The following is a 12,394-nucleotide window of genomic DNA, read 5'->3' as shown; positions in this document are numbered from 1 at the left end:
GCTTTCGGCTAAGGTTGCGCCCCCCGTTTCGAGAGCCCCCGATGCCGCGCCCTGCCTGGTCCCTTTATGCCTACCAACTGATCGAGCCTGACGAACAGCTCGACCTGTTTGCCTGCCAGGAAATCCGCGTCCACTTGGCGGCCCGCCAGCTTGAGCTGGGCGTGCCGGTCGACCGTACCTTGTGCGGCAGTTTGCTGCCCGCGCAGCCGCGCTGGTCCGGCGTGCAACGGTCGATCTACCGCGATGACCGCCTGTGCGCACTCTGCCGCGCCATTCTCGACGCCCAGCGGCGCGGCATGCGCCCGGTGTGGCCGCAGCTTTGATGCCAAACCTGACACACCTTTCATCATCTGAAACGCTTGCGTGACGCCAATGCCTCCCGCTTGCATCGGTGCAGGTGTACAATCGATTCTCTTGACCCACCTTTCGAAGGATTTACCGGATGTTGCCGCGCTTTCCTGCCGTCACCCGTAGCCTGTCCCTGGCCGCCCTGCTGGTAGCGGGCCCCGCTGCTGCGCTGGAGCTGCCATTGCCACCCCCCGGTGAAGACATTGTCGGCCAGGTGCAGGTGATCAAGGCAAAGTACGAAGACACCTTCGCCGACATCGGCACTGCCAACGACCTTGGCTACCTGGAAATGATCGCCGCCAACCCGGGCGTCGACCCTTGGTTGCCGGGTGCCGGTACCGAAATTATCCTGCCGACCCGCTATGTGCTGCCGCCGGGGCCGCGCGAAGGCGTCGTCATCAACCTGGCCGAGTACCGTCTGTACTACTACCCGAAAGGGCAGAGCGTGGTGTACACCTTCCCGCTGGGCATTGGTCGTGAAGGTTGGGGGTCGCCGATCGCCAACACCAAGATCACCGCCAAGACCCCGAACCCGACCTGGACCCCGCCCGCTTCGATTCGCGCCGAGCACGCCGCCGACGGCGACATCCTGCCGACCGTGGTGCCTGCCGGGCCGGACAATCCGCTGGGCCCGTTCAAGTTCACCCTGGGTGTACCGGGTTACCTGATTCATGGTTCGAACAAGAAGTTTGGCATCGGCATGCGCACCAGCCACGGTTGCTTCCGCATGCTCAACAACAACGTAGTCGAGCTGTCGAAGATGGTGCCGGTAGGTACACCAGTGCGCATCATCAACGAGCCTTACAAGTTCGGTATCAGTGCTGGCAAGGTCTACCTCGAAGCACACACGCCGTTGGACGATCAAGGTAATCCGTCGGTGGTGGATAAGCACACTGCGGTTATCAATGCATTGCTCAAGCGTGAAGACCTGGCGAACAACCTGCGCATGAACTGGGACATGGTGCGTGACGTGGTCGCCGCTGAAGATGGCATGCCCGTCGAAATTGCCGTGCCGGTCGATAATCAGGGTACGGCGCCGATGGTTTCGAGCATCCCGCCTGAACTGCAGTAAGCGTTCGCGAGCTGCCCAGGGCCTGCCTTAGTGCAGGCCTTTTCGTTTGTGCACTGCGTGTTGCGGGGCAATAAAAAAGCCGACCCACAAGTGGGTCGGCTTCATAACAATCCGTGAGGACTATTACTTGCGGCTGGCTTTGTCCAGCATACGCAGAGCGCGCTCATTGGCTTCGTCAGCGGTTTGCTGAGCCTTCTGAGCGGCTGCCAGTGCGTCGTCAGCCTTACGGTAGGCTTCGTCTGCACGAGCTTGAGCGCGAGCTGCTGCGTCTTCAGTCGCAGTCAGACGAGCTTCGGTTTCTTTGGATACGCTGCTGCAACCGGTAGCCAGAACTGCGGCCAGAGCCAGAGCAGAGAATTTCAGAACGTTGTTCATCGTGTTCCCCTTCAAGGACTTTCTATTAAAGAGCCATCTCTCGGAAAAGAGAAACTGGCCGGCGTACATAGTACCCATTACTTGTAGTAAGTAAACTGACAGAGCGCAAGAACTGCAAAAAAAATGTTGCTCCAGGTCACGCCGACAAGATTTGCGACGCGTTTGTGAAAAAAACGTACAGGGGCCGCAACCGTCTGTACTACGGGAACTTTTTTGTTGAACTAACGGTGACTTTGTCTGTCGTTCAGCGTCTTAAGCCCTACAACATCCGGCTGCTGTTGGCGTAACGGGAAGAGTCCATTAGCGACGTTTTTTGCCGTTTTTAACCATTGCCACCTTGAGCAATCCTGCTTGCCGCGCCTACTATCTTGTGAATGCCCGAGGGTAGAACGATTGCAATCGTCCTGTGGTCCAAGGGGCAACAGGTGGCGTAGAGGATTCTGTGCCGGATAAACCACCATCGGTTAAGGTATGGGTCTGCCGAGAAGACCTGCGAGGAGTAGTGATGAGCGAAGCGCTGACCATCCACCATGACCAGGCCGGTCATCAGTTCGAGACCAACGTGGACGGTCATCGTGCCTATCTGACGTACATGGATCTGGGCAAGCAGACGCTGGACATCTATCGCACCTTCGTGCCTAACGCCCTGCGCGGGCGTGGCATTGCCGCAGCGCTGACCGAGCGGGCCCTGGAGTATGCCGAGCAGATGGGGTACACGGTGATTCCGTCGTGCTCTTATGTAGAACGCTACATGGAACGCCAGCAGCGTCACTCGAGCAAAGTCTGAACCTATAAAAAAAGGGCCGCTTAGCGGCCCTTTTTTTGTCAGCCGCGCTGGCGCTGCGGCAGTACATCCTTGAGCTTGGCGTGCATGCTGCGCAAGGTCTTCTCAGTCGCAGCCCAGTCAATACAGGCGTCGGTCACCGAAACACCGTATTGCAGTTCGTTCAGGTCTTTCGGAATCGACTGGCAGCCCCAGTTCAGGTGGCTCTCAACCATCAGGCCGATGATCGACTGGTTACCTTCGAGGATTTGGTTGGCGACGTTTTCCATCACCAGTGGCTGCAGGGCCGGGTCCTTGTTGGAGTTGGCGTGGCTGCAGTCGACCATGATGTTGGCCTTGATCTTGGCCTTGGCCAGGTCCTGTTCGCACAAGGCGACGCTGACCGAGTCATAATTGGGCTTGCCATTGCCGCCGCGCAGTACCACGTGACCGTAAGGGTTGCCCTTGGTGGTGACGATCGAGACGCCGCCTTCCTGGTTAATACCAAGGAAGCGGTGCGGTTTGGACACTGACTGCAGGGCGTTGATCGCAACGGTCAGGCCGCCATCGGTGCCGTTCTTGAAGCCGACCGCCGAAGACAGGCCCGAGGCCATTTCGCGGTGGGTCTGGGATTCGGTGGTGCGGGCGCCGATGGCCGACCAACTGATCAGGTCCTGCAGGTACTGCGGGGAGATCGGGTCGAGCGCTTCGGTAGCGGTCGGCAGGCCCATTTCAGCCAGGTCCAGCAGCAGTTGGCGGCCGATGTGCAGGCCGTCCTGGATCTTGAACGAGTCATCCAGGTACGGATCGTTGATCAGGCCTTTCCAGCCTACGGTGGTGCGCGGCTTCTCGAAGTACACGCGCATGACCAGATAGAGGGTGTCGGACACTTCCGCAGCCAATACCTTCAGGCGTTCGGCGTACTCGTGGGCAGCCTTGATGTCGTGGATGGAGCAGGGGCCGACCACGACGAACAGGCGATGGTCCTTGCCGTCGAGAATATCGCGCACCACTTGGCGGCCGGCAGTCACGGTCTGCAGGGCCGTGGCGCTGAGGGGGATTTCCTTCTTGAGCTGATCGGGCGTGATCAGGGTCTCGTTGGAGGCAACGTTTAAGTCGTCGATCGGTAAATCAGCCATCGTGTTACTCGTCAGGTCACGGGTGCCGGCCGCCAGCAATCCCCGTGCGGCCCAGCAGCAAGAATGTTCGCAGCGGGGAGCCGAACCTTAGCGCGTTACAGGTGGCGCGACAATGGGCTTTGGCCCGTCAGGGCAGGGATTTTCCCGTGCTGGCGGCGCTGTTGTGCGATTGGGATGCCCAGCGGGCCGGAACGGGTGTAAAAAAGCGCACTGACATTTACCTGGAGATCGGCATGCATCCGCGCAAACCACGTATTGGGATCATCGGCAGTGGTGCCATTGGCGGCTTTTATGGGTTGATGCTGGCGCGGGCCGGTTTCGACGTGCACTTCCTGCTGCGCAGCGAATACGAGGTGGTGCGCGACCAGGGGCTGGTGCTTGAAAGTGCCGTGCATGGCCCGTTGCAGATGCAGGTTCAGGCGTATGCCAATGTTGCCGACATGCCGCAATGCGACTGGCTGCTGGTGGGCGCCAAGGCCACCAGCAATCACCAGCTGGCGCCGCTGATCGTGCAGGCCGCTGCACCTGACGCACGCGTGGTGCTGCTGCAGAATGGCCTGGGTGTGGAGGAGCAACTGCGCCCGGCATTGCGCGACGACATGCACCTGCTCGGCGGCCTGTGCTTCATTTGCGTCAATCGCCAGGCCCCGGGTGTGATCCGCCATCAGGCGCTGGGTGCGGTCAACCTGGGCTATCACAGTGGGCCGGCAAGCGAGGGTGGTGCTGCGCTGGTCAAGGAGGGGGCAGGGCTGTTCCAGACGGCGGGTATCGATTCGCAGGCCATGGACAACCTGAGCCAGGCCCGTTGGCAGAAGCTGGTGTGGAACGTGCCGTATAACGGGCTTTCGGTGTTGCTCGGCGCCAGCACCACGCCGCTGATGGCCGACCCGCATAGCCGGGCGCTGATCCAGGCGTTGATGGACGAGGTGGTGCAAGGCGCTGCAGCGTGTGGCCATGAGCTGCCCGAGGGGTATGCCGAGCATCTGTTCCAGGTCACCGAACGGATGCCCGACTACTGGCCAAGCATGTACCACGACCATGCCCAGCAGCGCCCGCTGGAGCTTCAGGCCATTTATGGCGAGCCGCTGGCGCGCGCGCGGGCGGCGGGCTGCAGCTTGCCGCGCATGGAGATGCTGTACCAGGCGCTGTCATTCATCAGCCGCGATACACGCCCCATCTGACGCCTCCCGCGGCCCGCGCCAGCAGCACGCCGGACGGCAAAGCGTGCGTGCGGCGCGCTGCTAAGCTGAAGCTTGCTCTGCCGCAGCGGCAGTCGAGGAGGTCGAATGATCCGCTCCATGCTGTACGCCACCGACCTCGGTGTCTACGCCCCTTTTGTCATGCAGCACGCCCTGGCATTGGCGCGCACGTTCAATGCGGAGTTGTATGTGATTCACGCCGTGGAGCCCATGGGCCAGTTCGCCGAGTCGCTGCTGCAAAGCTATCTCGATGAGCAGACGCTCGACCAGTTGCACAGCCAGGGCGTCAACACGGTCATGGCCAATATCGAACAGCGCGTGCTGGAAAATTTTCGCGATGAACTGGGCGAGGAGGCGGACCTTGCGGTCATCAAGGCAGTGCGTGTGCGCCAGGGTGACCCTGCGCAGGTCATACTCGACCAGGCGCAGCGCTTGAGCGTCGATTTGCTGATTTTCGGAAGCCACAGTGCTGGTGCGGGCGTTGATGTGCCGCTGGGGCGAACGGCGGTGCGGTTGCTGCAGTTGTCGCCTGTGCCGGTGTATATGGTGCCGCTTGCACAGCACCTGGGACGTAGGAAAATGTGAAGCTGGCTGTAGGCTATTACTGGGGCGCGTGTAACAAAATAGTTCTAGATTTATTTCCAGAACCACTAATATAGTTATATATCGTCGCTGCCTGCTGCCGCTGACTCACCGCTGAACCGAGGGAAACCTATGAAGCTTCAACAACTGCGCTACATCTGGGAAGTGGCGCACCACGACCTCAACGTCTCCGCGACGGCGCAGAGCCTGTATACCTCCCAGCCAGGTATCAGCAAGCAGATCCGTTTGCTCGAAGATGAGCTGGGCGTTGAAGTCTTTGCCCGCAGCGGCAAGCACCTGACCCGCGTCACGCCGGCAGGTGAGCGCATCATCAATACCGCTGGCGAAATCCTGCGCAAGGTCGAGAGCATCAAGCAGATCGCCCAGGAATTCTCCAACGAGAAGAAGGGCACCCTGTCCATCGCCACCACCCACACCCAGGCCCGCTACGCGCTGCCGCCGGTGATCAGCAGCTTCATCAAGCAGTACCCGGAAGTGGCCCTGCACATGCACCAGGGCTCGCCGATGCAAATTGCCGAGATGGCCGCTGATGGCACTGTCGACTTCGCCATCGCCACCGAGGCGCTGGAGTTGTTCGGCGACCTGATCATGATGCCGTGCTACAAGTGGAACCGCTGCGTGGTGGTTCCGCAGGGGCACCCGCTGGCCAAGCTGCCGAAGCTGACCCTGGAAGCCGTTGCCGAATACCCGATCGTCACTTACGTCTTCGGTTTTACCGGCCGTTCCAAGCTGGACGAAGCCTTTAACCATCGCGGCCTGACGCCGAAAGTGGTGTTCACCGCCGCCGACGCCGACGTGATCAAGACATACGTGCGCCTTGGGCTGGGTGTGGGCATCGTGGCCAAGATGGCCGTTGACACCAAGCTCGACAGCGACCTGGTGGCCCTGGATGCCAGCGAACTGTTCGAGGCCAGCATCACCAAGATCGGCTTCCGCCGTGGGACCTTCCTGCGCGGCTTCATGTGCGACTTCATCGAGAAGTTCGCCCCGCACCTGACTCGCGAAGTGATGGCCAAAGCCATCCAGTGCCATAACAAGCAAGAGCTTGAAGAGCTGTTCGAAGGTGTCGAGCTGCCGGTGCACTAAGCCGTTCGAGCATGAAAAAACCGGCCCAGTGGGCCGGTTTTTCTTTACCTGTCGATCAGCCCTTGCTGATCAGGTTGCCGGCGTGCAGGCCGCATTCCTTCTGGGTCGACTCTTCCCACCACCAGCGGCCCTCGCGCTCGTGCTGGTTCGGCAGCACCGGGCGTGTGCACGGTTCGCAGCCAATGCTGATGAAGCCGCGCTCGTGCAGGCTGTTGTAGGGCAGCTCGAGCATGCGGATGTAGCCCCACACTTCTTCGCTGCTCATCTGTGCCAGTGGGTTGAACTTGTACAGGGTGCGCTCGGGGGTAGAGAAGGCGCTGTCGATCTCCAGTGCAGCCACCTGGCTACGCGTGCCAGGGCTCTGGTCGCGTCGCTGGCCGGTGGCCCAGGCGCTTACCGTGGCCAGTTTGCGGCGCAGGGGTTCGATCTTGCGGATGCCGCAGCACTCGCCGTGGCCGTCCTTATAGAAGCTGAACAGGCCCTTTTCCTTGACGAACGGATCGAGCTTGCTGCGATCCGGGCTGAGGATTTCGATCGGCAAGTCATAGTGCTCACGGACCTGGTCGATGAAGCGGTAGGTCTCCGGGTGCAGGCGGCCAGTGTCGAGGCTGAAGACCTTGACCTGTTTGTTCAGCTTCCAGGCCATGTCGACCAGCACCACATCCTCGGCGCCGCTGAAGGAGATCCACAAGTCGTCGCCGAAATGCTCGAAGGCGAGTTTCAGGATGTCTTGTGGTGACTTGTTGGCATAGGTCGCGGCGAGGGCGGCGACGTCGAAGGGTTGGCTCATCAGGCGGTTTCCATCTTGGCTGTGGCGCTGTGCGCTCGTAATGAGGTGATGGTAACAAAAAAATGCTGGGTTAGACGCCTGGCATAAAGGCCTTGTGGCGCCGAATCAGAGCTGTTGTAAGGTCTCCATCAGCACCCGCACCTTGGCAATCGATTCTTCGTATTCCGACGCCCAGTCGGAGTCCGCCACCACTGCGCCGCCGCCCCAGCAACTGGCTTGGCCGTCCTTGATCAGCACACTGCGGATGGCGATGGAGCTGTCCATCTCGCCGCGCACATCCACGTACAGCAACGAGCCGCAATACAGTGCACGGCGGCTGGGCTCCAGTTCGTCGATGATCTGCATGGCGCGGATCTTCGGCGCCCCGGTGATCGAGCCGCCGGGGAAGCTGTCGCCGATCAGGTCGAGTGGGTCCTTGTCGGTGGCCAATTGCCCGGTGATGCTGCTGACCAGGTGGTGAACGTTGGGGTAGCTTTCCAGGCTGAACAACTCGGGCACCTTGACCGAGCCGATCTGGCAGGTACGGCCCAGGTCGTTGCGCAGCAGGTCGACGATCATCAGGTTTTCCGAGCGGTCTTTGGGGCTGTGCAGCAGCTCTTCGGCGTTGCGGGTGTCCTGGTCGGGGTTGCTAGAGCGTGGCCGGGTACCCTTGATCGGGCGAGTCTCGACCAGCCCTTGGCTGACGCAAATGAACCGCTCCGGCGAGAAGCTCAGCAGTGCGCTGCCATCGGCCAGTTGCTGGTAACCGGAGAATGGCGTCGGGCACGCTTTGCGCAGCGCCTGATAGGCGCGCCACGGGTCGCCCTGGCACGGTGCGCGGAAGCGTTGTGTCAGGTTGATCTGGTAGCAATCGCCGGCCTGAATGTAGCGTTGCACCTGGTCGAACGCTGCTTGGTAGTGCTCGGGCTTCAAGTCGCCGGTCATATTGGCCAGCAGGTGGAAATCGCCAGTTGCAGCACAATCGGGGGCTTCGAACAGGGCAATCAGGCGCTCGCGCTCAGCGCTTGCCAGGCTCGGGTGGAACACCAGCTGGCTGGTTGCCAGCGTGTGGTCGGTCACCAATGCCCAGCGGTAAAGGCCAAGTTGTGCATCGGGCAGGCCGAGATCATCGACGGCCAGGCTGGGCAGGTTTTCCAGGCGCCGGCCGAAGTCGTAGCTGAGGTAGCCGATCAGGCCGCCGGCAAACGGCAGTTCCACCCCAACCGGCAAGTCGGCGTGGCCCAGTTGCGCCAGCCCTGCGCGCAGCCGTTGCAGGAAGGCGCGGCCGTCCTCGTCTGCGTGGGCTTGCAGGTGTTGCATGGGCCAGGCGCTGAGCAGGTCGAAGCGGCCGCGTTCGGCACCGGGGCGGGCACTGTCGAGCAGAATCGCGCCGGGCGCCTGGCGCAGGCGGGCGAAATAGGCGGCAGGGTCAGGCTGGTAGGGCAGGGGGTGGAGCGTACAGGTCGGCATCAGTGTGGACGGCGATGTAAAAGCGAGGAGGGCGATTGTAGACCTGTGTAGGAAATGCGCCTAGCGCTGGAACGACATTCAAACGTTGTGTTGAAGCCGAGGGCTGCTTTTGCAGCCCATTCGCGGGTCAAGCCCGCTCCCACAATACGGTGTTGCGCTCAAGCTGTGGGAGCGGGCTTGCCCCGCGAATGGCTCGCGAAACGGGCCCCGTCGCGTCGTTACTGACTCAGCGCGGATGCACGTGCCCGAACAGCCCTTGCGAGACACGAACGCGCTGTTCGGCATCCTCGGTCACACCGTCCTTGGCCAGCGCCTCGATGTGCGCCTCGATGGCGTGGGTGCGCTGGGTCAGCCCGCAGTCGTTGGCAATCTGGATGTTCAGGCCAGGGCGGGCGTTGAGTTCCAGAATCAGTGGGCCCTTTTCCTGGTCCAGCACCATGTCCACACCGATGTAGCCCAGGCCGCACAGCTCGTAGCAGCCAGCCGCAAGCTTCATGAAACCGTCCCAGTTCGGCAGTTGCACGCCGTCCACGGCGTTGGTGGTGTCCGGGTGCTTGCTGATGATGTTGTTCAGCCAGGTGCCGCGCAGGGTCACCCCTGTGGCAAGGTCGACACCCACGCCGATGGCGCCCTGGTGCAGGTTGGCCTTGCCGCCGGACTGGCGGGTCGGCAGGCGCAGCATCGCCATGACCGGGTAGCCCATCAGCACGATGATGCGGATGTCCGGCACGCCTTCGTAGCTGATGCTCTTGAAGATCTGGTCCGGCGTGACCCGGTACTCGATCAGCGCCCGGTCGCGGTGGCCACCCAGCGAGTACAGGCCGGTAAGGATGCTCGAGATCTGGTGCTCGATTTCCTCGTGGCTGATGATCTTGCCCGACACCGTGCGGTAGCGGTCCTCGAAGCGGTCGGCGATCACCAGGATGCCGTCACCGCCGGCGCCTTGCGCCGGTTTGATGACGAAGTCACTGCGCCCGCCGATAATCTGGTCGAGCTTCTCGATCTCTTTCTCGGTCTCGATGACGCCGTACATTTCCGGCACATGGATGCCGGCCGCGAGCGCGCGCTCTTTGGTGATGATTTTGTCGTCGACGATCGGGTACAGGTGGCGCTTGTTGTACTTCAGGACATAGTCCGCGTTGCGCCGGTTGATACCCATGATGCCCCGGGCCTCCAGGGCTTTCCAGGTCTTGATCAGTCCGAACATCAGGCATCAGCCTTCTTCAGGAACGCCTTGAAGCGAACGAGCTCGGTCAGGCGGTAGCCGCGGTAGCGACCCATCGCCAGCATGAAGCCCACCAGAATCAGCAGCACCGCCGGGAAGGTGAAGACGAAGTACACCAGCTCCGGCACCATCATCAGCAGGTGCGCGACGGACGCTGCGAACAGGGTGCCGATGGCCACTTTCATGGCATGGCCACCGCCGCGCTCTTCCCAGGTGATCGACAGGCGTTCGATGGTCATGGTCAGGATCACCATCGGGAACAGCGCCACCGACAACCCGCGCTCCAGGCCCAGCTTGTGGCTGAACAGGCTGATGGCGGCGATCAGCACCACCACGAAGGTCAGCACCACCGACAGGCGTGGCAGCATCTGCAGCTTGAGGTGTTCGAGGTACGAGCGCAGTGACAGGCCCAGCGCCGTGATCACCGTGAACAACACGATCCCGAAGCCCAGTTGGGTTTCGCGGAAGGCCAGGGCGATCAGGACCGGGGTGAAGGTACCCAGGGTCTGCAGGCCGATCAGGTTGCGCAGCACCAGGATCACCAGCACGCCGATTGGGATCATCACCATGATCATGAAGGTCTGCTGGGTCTGCAGCGGCAGGCCGTACAGCGAGTACTCGAGGAAGTCGGCGTCGGTGTTCTCGTCGGTCAGCTTGGCCAGGCGGATGGCATTCATCTCGCTGTTGTTCATGCTGAAGGTGACGTTGGCTTTCTTGCCGCCATCGACGGTGATCAGGTTGTCATCACCGGTCCACCACAGCAGGCGGTCGTTGGGCAGGCCCTGCTCGCCGGTGTCCGGGTTGAAGTACAGCCAGTCGTTGCCGTTGAAGCTGCGCAGCCACAGCTCTGGGGTCTGCGGGGTGTCGGCGACCAGGCGGATGGTGTGGACCTTTTCCATCGGCACGTGGGCGATGGACAACAGCAGGTCGATGACCTGGGCCTTCTTCATGGCCGAGGTGTCGCCGGCCAGCAGCAGCTTGACGTTGTCGTCGTTGAGGTTGTTGACCCGCTTGATGGTCTCGCTGACGAAGGTTTCGACGTCGGCCGAATGCTGGCGGATAGGCGCCATCAGGGCTTCGGCAGCGATCTTCTCGGGGCCGTCGACTGCCAGGCTGTCACGGAAGGTCGGGCCCTTGATGGTGGTCTTTTCGTTGCTGTAGCGCTTGGTCAGCACCAGGCGGTAGTAGAGCGTCTGGTTGCCGCTGGCGCGGCGTGCCGACCAGGTCACCTTGCGGTTGCCGTCGGCACGGTTGACGCTCACCCCATAGTTGTTGGAGATGAAGCTCTCGTTGAGGCTGACGTAATCGCGGTTCAGTGGCGGCACGAACATCTGCACCTTGACCGGGTCCTTGGTGCTGGCCACGAACTCGACCTTGGCGTCGATATTCCACAGGTCGTCGGTTTCGTCTTCGGTCACCGGGATGCCGAGGAAGAAGATCTGATAAGCGGTGACCGCCACGCCCAGCAGCACCAGGACGGTGATCAGGACTTTCAGATGGAGGGTAAGAGAGCGCATCGGGATTACTCTGCTTTAGGAGCGTCGGTGGCACAGGCAGGTTTGCCGGCCGCGTATTTAAGGCTTGGGTCGACCAGCGCGTCGAAGTGCTTGAGCGCCTCGGAGCCGATCAGCAGCGGGAACTGGAACGCGCTGCGGTCGGTGAGGTTGACTTCGATGGTGCGCAGGGCCTGGCCCATGCAGATTTCGAGTTCGATGACCGGGCGCGCGGTGTAGGCCTTGCCCGATTCGGCATCGTAGTCGCCTGCCCGTCGCTTGATCTTGCTGACGCGCGCGAGGGGGCGTTCGATCGGGTGCGAGTGGGCGGCATCGATGGCCAGGTAGAAACGCACCCAGCTCTCGCCGTTGCGCTTGAAGCGCTTGATGTCGCGGGCGCTGAGCGAGGCGGTCTTGGCACCGGTGTCGAGCTTGGCGGCCACTTCCAGGTCCAGGTCGCCCAGCTTTGCGTATTCGTTGAGACCGTACACGGTCTTGCCCGCCGCTTGGCCGATGGCCGGCAGCAGGGTGAGGCATAGCAGCAATAAAACGGGTGTAAGTCTCATAATCCTGGCGCGGTACTGTGCAGGGTTCGGGGCAAGGCGACTGGCAACGACTGCGCAAGCTTCCTCGTTCATCTGTCAACAACATGAATAGATGACAGACACGCTATCCATACTCCGTCGGAGGCGCGGCATTCTATCACGCCGACGTCTTGACGCCAGCGCGTCGCGATCTGACAGCAGCGGGGCAGGGTTAGTTCGTTATTAGACGATTGTCGACAATGTTCATTTTGTCTTTGACTGATCGCGCTGAATTAGCTAATTTCTGGCCATGTGATTATCAGGGTGT

The 12,394-nt window shown here is 61.4% G+C and carries 13 protein-coding genes; 6 read left to right on the top strand and 7 right to left on the bottom strand.

What is annotated here, in order from left to right:
• Positions 1-41 precede the first annotated feature (41 nt).
• Both HU764_RS16990 and HU764_RS16985 read left to right on the top strand, forming a co-directional pair.
• Positions 42-323 (top strand): hypothetical protein, encoded by a 282-nt coding sequence (locus tag HU764_RS16990; protein ID WP_186678979.1) that lies wholly within the window; start codon positions 42-44, stop codon positions 321-323.
• A 119-nt stretch (positions 324-442) separates the two neighbouring features.
• Complete coding sequence (locus HU764_RS16985; RefSeq protein ID WP_085273233.1) at positions 443-1,420, top strand: L,D-transpeptidase family protein; 978 nt, start codon at positions 443-445, stop codon at positions 1,418-1,420.
• 123 nt (positions 1,421-1,543) lie between these two features.
• Here the strand turns inward: HU764_RS16985 and oprI are convergent, their stop codons facing one another.
• Positions 1,544-1,795: an outer membrane lipoprotei OprI gene (gene oprI, locus HU764_RS16980; RefSeq protein WP_003259780.1), complete on the bottom strand. Its 252-nt coding sequence runs from the start codon at positions 1,793-1,795 to the stop codon at positions 1,544-1,546.
• A gap of 505 nt (positions 1,796-2,300) precedes the next feature.
• Between oprI and HU764_RS16975 the strand changes: the two genes are divergently transcribed.
• Positions 2,301-2,582 carry a GNAT family N-acetyltransferase gene (locus HU764_RS16975; RefSeq protein WP_025338432.1) on the top strand — a complete coding sequence of 94 codons (282 nt, stop codon included), beginning with the start codon at positions 2,301-2,303 and terminating at the stop codon, positions 2,580-2,582.
• A 38-nt stretch (positions 2,583-2,620) separates the two neighbouring features.
• On the opposite strand, the gene HU764_RS16970 is transcribed toward HU764_RS16975, so the two are convergent.
• Positions 2,621-3,697 (bottom strand): 3-deoxy-7-phosphoheptulonate synthase, encoded by a 1,077-nt coding sequence (locus tag HU764_RS16970; RefSeq protein ID WP_027593931.1) that lies wholly within the window; start codon positions 3,695-3,697, stop codon positions 2,621-2,623.
• Between the two features lie 233 nt (positions 3,698-3,930).
• Between HU764_RS16970 and HU764_RS16965 the strand changes: the two genes are divergently transcribed.
• The 3 genes from HU764_RS16965 to cysB all read left to right on the top strand — a co-directional run bounded on the left by HU764_RS16965 (position 3,931) and on the right by cysB (position 6,585).
• Positions 3,931-4,878, top strand: a complete 948-nt coding sequence (locus tag HU764_RS16965) for a putative 2-dehydropantoate 2-reductase (protein WP_186678968.1) — start codon at positions 3,931-3,933, stop codon at positions 4,876-4,878.
• Positions 4,879-4,983: 105 nt separating this feature from the next.
• Entirely contained in the window at positions 4,984-5,481 is a 498-nt protein-coding gene (locus HU764_RS16960; protein WP_186678965.1) for a universal stress protein, read from the top strand.
• A 129-nt stretch (positions 5,482-5,610) separates the two neighbouring features.
• Entirely contained in the window at positions 5,611-6,585 is a 975-nt protein-coding gene (gene cysB / locus HU764_RS16955) for an HTH-type transcriptional regulator CysB (protein ID WP_176507456.1), read from the top strand.
• A gap of 55 nt (positions 6,586-6,640) precedes the next feature.
• Here the strand turns inward: cysB and HU764_RS16950 are convergent, their stop codons facing one another.
• From HU764_RS16950 to rloA, 5 genes are all read right to left on the bottom strand, one after another.
• On the bottom strand, positions 6,641-7,375 hold the full coding sequence (locus HU764_RS16950; RefSeq protein WP_186678962.1) for a phosphoadenylyl-sulfate reductase: 735 nt from the start codon (positions 7,373-7,375) through the stop codon (positions 6,641-6,643).
• 105 nt (positions 7,376-7,480) lie between these two features.
• A complete protein-coding gene (gene pabB / locus HU764_RS16945) occupies positions 7,481-8,824 on the bottom strand; it encodes an aminodeoxychorismate synthase component I (RefSeq protein ID WP_186703374.1) in 1,344 nt (447 codons plus the stop codon).
• A gap of 226 nt (positions 8,825-9,050) precedes the next feature.
• Complete coding sequence (locus HU764_RS16940) at positions 9,051-10,031, bottom strand: alpha-L-glutamate ligase-like protein (protein ID WP_099429926.1); 981 nt, start codon at positions 10,029-10,031, stop codon at positions 9,051-9,053.
• Positions 10,031-11,566: an osmotic stress tolerance membrane protein RloB gene (gene rloB, locus HU764_RS16935; RefSeq protein ID WP_027593924.1), complete on the bottom strand. Its 1,536-nt coding sequence runs from the start codon at positions 11,564-11,566 to the stop codon at positions 10,031-10,033. The genes HU764_RS16940 and rloB overlap by 1 nt, the downstream gene beginning before the upstream one ends.
• Before the next feature lie 5 nt (positions 11,567-11,571).
• Positions 11,572-12,108, bottom strand: a complete 537-nt coding sequence (rloA, locus tag HU764_RS16930) for a retropepsin-like aspartic peptidase RloA (RefSeq protein WP_027593923.1) — start codon at positions 12,106-12,108, stop codon at positions 11,572-11,574.
• Positions 12,109-12,394 lie beyond the last annotated feature (286 nt).

Origin of the sequence: Pseudomonas kermanshahensis, from assembly GCF_014269205.2 — a bacterium.
Classification (GTDB): domain Bacteria; phylum Pseudomonadota; class Gammaproteobacteria; order Pseudomonadales; family Pseudomonadaceae; genus Aquipseudomonas; species Aquipseudomonas kermanshahensis.
This window is presented reverse-complemented; position numbering and strand designations above follow the sequence as displayed.

Excerpts from the sequence above, each read along its gene's own strand:
- HU764_RS16990 (WP_186678979.1), top strand. The coding sequence starts at position 42 with ATGCCGCGCCCTGCCTGGTCCCTTTATGCCTACCAACTGATCGAGCCT.
- HU764_RS16985 (WP_085273233.1), top strand. The coding sequence starts at position 443 with ATGTTGCCGCGCTTTCCTGCCGTCACCCGTAGCCTGTCCCTGGCCGCC.
- oprI (WP_003259780.1), bottom strand. The coding sequence starts at position 1,795 with ATGAACAACGTTCTGAAATTCTCTGCTCTGGCTCTGGCCGCAGTTCTG.
- HU764_RS16975 (WP_025338432.1), top strand. The coding sequence starts at position 2,301 with ATGAGCGAAGCGCTGACCATCCACCATGACCAGGCCGGTCATCAGTTC.
- HU764_RS16970 (WP_027593931.1), bottom strand. The coding sequence starts at position 3,697 with ATGGCTGATTTACCGATCGACGACTTAAACGTTGCCTCCAACGAGACC.
- HU764_RS16965 (WP_186678968.1), top strand. The coding sequence starts at position 3,931 with ATGCATCCGCGCAAACCACGTATTGGGATCATCGGCAGTGGTGCCATT.
- HU764_RS16960 (WP_186678965.1), top strand. The coding sequence starts at position 4,984 with ATGATCCGCTCCATGCTGTACGCCACCGACCTCGGTGTCTACGCCCCT.
- cysB (WP_176507456.1), top strand. The coding sequence starts at position 5,611 with ATGAAGCTTCAACAACTGCGCTACATCTGGGAAGTGGCGCACCACGAC.
- HU764_RS16950 (WP_186678962.1), bottom strand. The coding sequence starts at position 7,375 with ATGAGCCAACCCTTCGACGTCGCCGCCCTCGCCGCGACCTATGCCAAC.
- pabB (WP_186703374.1), bottom strand. The coding sequence starts at position 8,824 with ATGCCGACCTGTACGCTCCACCCCCTGCCCTACCAGCCTGACCCTGCC.
- HU764_RS16940 (WP_099429926.1), bottom strand. The coding sequence starts at position 10,031 with ATGTTCGGACTGATCAAGACCTGGAAAGCCCTGGAGGCCCGGGGCATC.
- rloB (WP_027593924.1), bottom strand. The coding sequence starts at position 11,566 with ATGCGCTCTCTTACCCTCCATCTGAAAGTCCTGATCACCGTCCTGGTG.
- rloA (WP_027593923.1), bottom strand. The coding sequence starts at position 12,108 with ATGAGACTTACACCCGTTTTATTGCTGCTATGCCTCACCCTGCTGCCG.